Here is a 3,822-nt window from a genome sequence, read left to right as displayed (position 1 = left end):
CTGTGTAAAATAAAAGAAATAGTAATATTTAAAAAATAATTCAAAGTTCTCTAAAAAATAATGTTTGTTGACTAATAAAAAATTAAAATCATCGTGAAATACTTTTGTAACAGATGGAAGCATATTCTTGAAAATTTGCTTATCGCGCTTCGTTTCTTTCTTGTTTAACTGCATCGGCAAAGAATCTGAAATAAGCTGATTTAAAATATTTTCACTTTCACTATTATACAAAAGAGTTTTAAATCGTTCATCGTTTTGAATGAAGACATCAGAAATAAAGACAGGAACATCCTTGATGGCAGTATTACTATTTATAAAATTCATGTAGGAAATTACATGAAAATCATATTTAAACAGACCATTATCAGGTTCGAAATATACTTTACTAAGAATGTCCTCCAATTCTGTTTTCTCTACTGTATCAACTTTGTCAATTGCATTTTTTAGGATGATTTGTTTCAGCTCTGTTTTATAGTCTGCGTTACTTTTTGGTTTATCTAATTCCTTATTTTGTGTCAAACGTATTACTTCTCCCATGATCCCCTGAAAAGAGACAAAGTCAGCTTTAAATACAATTCCAGGTGATGTTTTGAAAGGAAAAATATTTATTTTGTAACCTTGTTTGTGAAAAAAACCGTTTGACTGTATTAGACGTCCTTCCAGTCCGTTTTTTCCTTTTTTTAATAATTCAATTTTTTTCATGATACCAATTCAAATTTGTAACCCCCAAACGGGTTTTTTGTAAGCTTGTAATCAATTGGCTGACCTACATTTACTTCATCGATGTACAACGTGTTCTGGTGATTTCCCTGAATTACTTCATTAATAAAAAAGACAAAGTAGATAAAATTATTATTGTCTTTTTTATTTGGTCGATAGCCCTTATTAATCATCTTCAAGGTTTTAAACAAACTGAAATCAATTGCTATTCGAATATCCTGCCCTGTTAGACTAGGAGATGCGTAACATACAAAAAACTCCTGAATGAACTGGTGTAAAATTAGATCTTGACTTTCATTCGGAATGTCTGGTTTGGGAGTTAGAGAAAAATCTTTAAAGACACGATATTTATTTTGCCTTCTTCCAAGTTTTAAAACTACTTTATCTCCTTTCTTTGGATCTCCGTACCATTTTTTCACTGCATTCTCGACTAAGTCATAAAGTTTGCTTAAATATTTAGAATTGCCTTTATTGAAATGGAAAAGCCAGGTAATATATTCCTGGAATTCGCTATTCTCAAAAACATTCCCATTTTGAAAAAAACTCAATCTCAAGAAATATCTAGAGATAACATCTCTGTCTATTCCTTCCATTTTAATGTACTGTAGCACTTCTCGATGTAACTCTGGTTCAATATCTGAAGCAAATAATTCAGATGGATGATCAATACTTTGCAACTTCAACAGTTTTTCGTCTGTTTGGTCATTTCGAAAGTTACATGGGTCTAATTCAGTAAGTCTTGCAAATAAATTTGATAAATCGGCATGTTCAAAAATATAATTTGGGATCAAACATCTTAGGAATTCAGTGTCAGATAGATTGTGAATAACATTCAATTGATCAATATTGGGTACAGAAGATAATTGTACTGGTACAATTAAGTCGTGGATAAAATTGAGCAATGAACGAACAGATATGATTTCTTTACTTTGGGCAATGGATTGAATAATTAATTGTTCTATCAACCTTCTGTTTTGGGGATTGAATAAAAATTGATAATTGAGCCTTACTGGACATCTATAAAATTCGGAATGATCTTTGATTTTATCATATGCTTTATAGATAACATTACTTTCCGAAGGAGTAACAATTCGATCCATTAATTCTGTTATCGTGTTTGAAATAGGACCGTTTTCTGTAAGTGAGTATAAATGGTAATCTGTAAAATTAATCTGATGAAAGTGACTTTCCTGATTAAAGTCTTTAAAACTAACCATTGCATTATCTAAAATGGCTTGTTCTTCTATAAACGAGGCTAAGTGTTGAAATTCAGACCCATGTTCTTCCATAAACTTACTCAAAGTTCCAAGATTAATTGCTAGAATCAATTTTGAATTTGATTCTTTAATACTTATATCTTTAAAGCTATCTAAAATTCGGTATAAAGTATCATTTGAGGATTCATTGGGATTGTGGGATTCCGTAGCATCGTTATGAATTTGAAATTTACCTATTTCAGTTGGAATTTCATTATGTAGATAGGAGAGAATATGAGACTTACCATCTCCAACATTTCCACACACCAAAACTAATTGAGAGTGATGAATTATGCTACTTTGAACGATAATATTTTTTAATCTGCTTTCAACTTCCCTTTCAATATGCAGGTACTTTTTGAAACTATCCAAATCATACTTTCCTCCTTGCGCAATGGCGTAACGAGAAGATTCTTTGAGTTTCTGTAGTTCATTTATTATAGGGTGACATGTCATTTTTTACTCAGTGTTTTTAAATTATTTTAACTACTTAGCACAAGTTTGATGACTCTCAAAATCTGCGCCCCTCTCAATCAATAAATTAAACTCTAAAATCATCAGTTTCTAAAATATATCTACTTAAATTGAAAACACTATCATAATACCATTCTAATGATTCTTTTTTATATTCTTCATTTCTTCTATTAACCTTTGCCACAGGAACTTCTAAATAAAAAGAAGATTTTGGTTTTACGTGGTTAATAAAATAACTACGGGGATCATGTATGTCTCTACAAGTAGTAATTACAATATCTGCGTCTGCATGAATTTTTAGTGCTTCTAATAAGATATTAAGACATTCTTCATCATCTGTAGCTGAAATGGTTATAACTTTTAAAAAATTATTTGTTAATACGTAGTATATGTCTTTTATCTTTCCTTGTTCATCTCTTTCAAAAAAAACAGGAGTTATTTCTCCAACATCTTTATAACCTTTAACCTCGGTTAACCAATTGCCGATATGGTTTAGGATAGTAGTTTTGCCTGTGTCTTCGGCTCCTGATATTACAAAAAATTTCATTTTTATTGTTTTATAAGTATTTTAATCTATTTCTTTTCTTTAATCCTTTCAGCAAACTGAGCATATGTTTCAAAATCAGTACCTTCCCAAGTAGTCGATACTATAAGTTCATGAATATTAATTCGTAGTAATTTAGCTATTTCGTAGATCTGATGTAGAGAAGGTTGTCTCTTATTGTTTCTCCAGAGGGATATGGTAGATTCAGATTTTTTGAAATATTTTGCTAGCATTCTATTTGTAACTTTGTGTTTTTTAAAAACTTCCTTTAAATTATTTTTAACCATTATAAAAATTTTTGCAAAAAAGTTTTTCGTTTAACGTAAAACTTTATATATTTGTGTATATTATTATTGCGACTAATAATATTAAAGACGGCTTTGCCATTTTTAATATGATGATGTCTCTCATGAAAGAAAACCGCTAAATTCCACATGAGATGATATGAGTTCGCCACTTATCTATTAGATTTTACTATTTTTGTATAATTCTAATAGGGCGAACCTCATGTAATTCTTTGTGGAACTACGATTTTCGTAGAGGTTCTTAGCGGTACCACTTTCAAAGTTTTGAAGTTCGTCCTTACTTTCCTCAATAACTTAATTGAAAGGCATCGTTCCATAACCATATAAAAATCTTATTTATGAGAACGAAATTTGTACATACCGTCATAACTCATCCACCTTAATGCAGTGCTAAAGCTTTTCTTTTTGTTGCTCCTGCACCAAAATGTATATACGCCAACAGCCTAACCGTATGGTAGTAGGGTAACAGTCCGCTATAAACAAAAGCCACCGCCGTATATACAGTACCACATTGCTTTGGCAC

At 30.7% G+C, this 3,822-nt stretch carries 4 protein-coding genes; all 4 read right to left on the bottom strand.

Annotation, left to right across the window (positions count from 1 at the left end):
* Nucleotides 1-702: DNA phosphorothioation-dependent restriction protein DptG (gene dptG, locus ABWO41_RS16455; protein ID WP_353140359.1), on the bottom strand; the 702-nt coding region annotated here is incomplete at its 3' end.
* The gene (gene dptF, locus ABWO41_RS16450) at nt 699-2,432 is read right to left on the bottom strand and encodes a DNA phosphorothioation-dependent restriction protein DptF (protein ID WP_353140357.1); all 1,734 of its coding nucleotides are present in this window, start codon (nt 2,430-2,432) and stop codon (nt 699-701) included. The genes dptG and dptF, both read right to left, overlap by 4 nt.
* Before the next feature lie 85 nt (nt 2,433-2,517).
* Nucleotides 2,518-2,997 (bottom strand): DEAD/DEAH box helicase family protein, encoded by a 480-nt coding sequence (locus ABWO41_RS16445; protein WP_353140355.1) that lies wholly within the window; start codon nt 2,995-2,997, stop codon nt 2,518-2,520.
* Between the two features lie 26 nt (nt 2,998-3,023).
* Complete coding sequence (locus ABWO41_RS16440) at nt 3,024-3,281, bottom strand: helix-turn-helix transcriptional regulator (protein ID WP_353140353.1); 258 nt, start codon at nt 3,279-3,281, stop codon at nt 3,024-3,026.
* Nucleotides 3,282-3,822: the final 541 nt, after the last annotated feature.

The organism is Pseudopedobacter sp., assembly GCF_040392825.1.
Classification (GTDB): Bacteria; Bacteroidota; Bacteroidia; order Sphingobacteriales; family Sphingobacteriaceae; genus Pseudopedobacter.
Note: the sequence above shows the minus strand (reverse complement) of the source record. Positions and strands in the feature narration are given on the sequence as shown.